Raw genomic sequence first — 2,362 nt, 5'->3', positions numbered from 1 at the left:
TAAGAGTTTTTACTCAAAACTTTCCTATCAATCTTCCCATTTGCATTTAAAGTAAATTGTTCTATTTTAACAAATTTTTTAGGTATCATGTAAACAGGGAGTTTGTCTTTTAAAAAGTTTTTAAAATCTAACTCTTCCTTACTTTCATAAAAGCAAATAATTTCTTCTTTAAAAATACAAGCGCAATTTCTTACATTCTCATGAGAATTTATAATACTTTCTATCTCTCCAAGTTCTATGCGATGACCCATATATTTGATTTGATGATCTATTCTTCCATAGCATAAAAGTTCGCCAAATTCATTATAAGCTACCACATCACCTGTTTTATAAAGCAAGTCTAGGTAATTATCATGCAAAGGATTTTGCACAAAAGCTTGCTTTGTTTTTTCTTTATCGTTGTAATAGCCTAAGGAAAGACAAGTTCCTCTTACATAAAGCTCACCTTTAATTCCCACTTGACTTGGAGTAATTAAATTTAAATTCTCATCAAAGACTAAAAGTTGGGTATTTTTACATGCTTTTCCTATAGGCAAAAGCTCATCATCGCTAAATTGTCTATCAACTATGTAAAAAGAACATACATCGGTAATTTCAGTAGGTCCATAAAGATTAGCAAATAAAGTATTAGGAAGGTATTTACGCCAAATGTTGAGTTGTTTATTTGGCATGATTTCACCACAAAAAAGAATTTTGTTTAAATTTTTTAATTTGGTGCTATCTACCGCATTGGTATTAGCAAAATAAATCAGCACTGAAGGTACCCAAAAAATTGTTGTTATTTTTTCTTGTTCTAGATACTCTAAAATTTTATTTGGAAAAGCAAAAAGATGATTAGGCAGTATATGAAGCGTAGCTCCCATTTTAACAGAGCTAAATATATCTAATATGCTATTATCAAAGTAAAATGGCGCTTGATTAGCAAGTATATCTTCATGGCTTAGCTTAAAAGTTTCACATACCCAAAAAGTATAATCAATCACACTTTTATGGCTTATGCTTACTCCTTTTGGAGTTCCTGTGCTTCCGCTTGTAAAAAAGACATAAAGTAAATTAGTATCTATGTGATCGTTTAAAGCTTTTTCTAAAGCATTTTCATTTATAACAAAGCTTTCAAAATCTTCTGTGAAAATGGTATCAAGATTAAAATCTAAATTTAATTTTTTAGAAGTAATTAAAAGCTTTGGTTTCAAAACTTCTATAACTTTTTCTACACGCTCTTTGGGACTTTTTTCATCTAAAAGTGTATAAAAATTTCCACTTTTTGCTACACCAAAAAAAGAAAGCAAACAATCAATTCCTTTAGGAAGTATGATTAATACAGGATCTTGTGTACTTTTAGTAGGAAGTTTAGAAAGAATTTTACTTGCTATTTTTTTACTTAAATCATCAAATTCTTTATAGCCTATACTTCTACCATTAAACTCAACAAAAGCATTTTTGCTTCCAAATTTAGCAACACTTTCTTGTAAAAAATCATTGATATGAGTTGTCATTTTATTCCTTTAGCAAACAATAAGGGTTATCCTTTAAAGCTTTTAATGTTTTTTCTAAATAGTTTTTCATGTTGATATTTATTATATGAGCATTGGAAAAATTTAAAATATTAAAATTATCATCATTTTTTAAAATAGCTACTTGTTTATCAACATCTAAATCTGAATTTTCATCCAATTTTCTAACATAGTATTTAATATTTTTTTGGAGTATTTTACCATCTTCATCAATAATTTTTCCACTAAAATTTTTAAAATATCTATATGGAACATGAGCTTTTTCTTCTATGAAATGACTAAAAGTGTACCCGGCTATTTTAGAGCCAAATAAAACTAATTTTCCATTTTCTTTGGCTAAAATTTCATACACACAATTTTCTCCAAAACAACTTGTAGTGTCCTTTAAAAACAATTCTTCTTTAGCTCCTTTAATGGCAAATGAAAATATAGGATCATTGGTGCGTTTTACCCCCCCCCATTTGCGAAAATATTCTGTTAAAACACCAACAGTGCTTTTTGAATTCAAATTATCATAAACTTCATTTTTGCAAAAACTATAAGTAAATGTAGGCATGATTAAAGTACCTTCTTTACCTATAACTTCAAAAAAACAATCTAATATAGTTTGTAAAAATTCATTTCTAGGAAGTAAAGGAATACCAAATTTCATCAATTCACTATGTACACACAAAATATCACCTTTTTTAATACCAAGTTTTTTAAAAGCTTCTATTAAGTCTATATTGGAATATTTTTTATCATTGCATTTAAATATATATTTCATACTTTTTTCTTTGAATGTATTTTAATTAGTTATAATAGCATATAAATTATAATATCAAGAAAGAAAAATATGCTCATAAATC

Annotated in this window: 2 protein-coding genes; both read right to left on the bottom strand. The window is 27.2% G+C overall.

Annotation, left to right across the window (positions count from 1 at the left end):
• A partial coding sequence (locus L8W40_RS07980; RefSeq protein ID WP_263660800.1) for an amino acid adenylation domain-containing protein occupies positions 1-1,496 on the bottom strand: 1,496 nt, incomplete at its 3' end.
• 1 nt (position 1,497) lies between these two features.
• Positions 1,498-2,280, bottom strand: a complete 783-nt coding sequence (locus tag L8W40_RS07975; RefSeq protein ID WP_263659251.1) for an AAC(3) family N-acetyltransferase — start codon at positions 2,278-2,280, stop codon at positions 1,498-1,500.
• Between the last annotated feature and the right edge of the window lie 82 nt (positions 2,281-2,362).

Origin of the sequence: Campylobacter sp. IFREMER_LSEM_CL1846 (assembly GCF_025772105.1) — a bacterium.
Classification (GTDB): domain Bacteria; phylum Campylobacterota; class Campylobacteria; order Campylobacterales; family Campylobacteraceae; genus Campylobacter_D; species Campylobacter_D lari_D.
The sequence above is the reverse complement of the archived record's forward strand: the minus strand, read 5'-3'. Positions and strand labels throughout refer to the sequence as shown.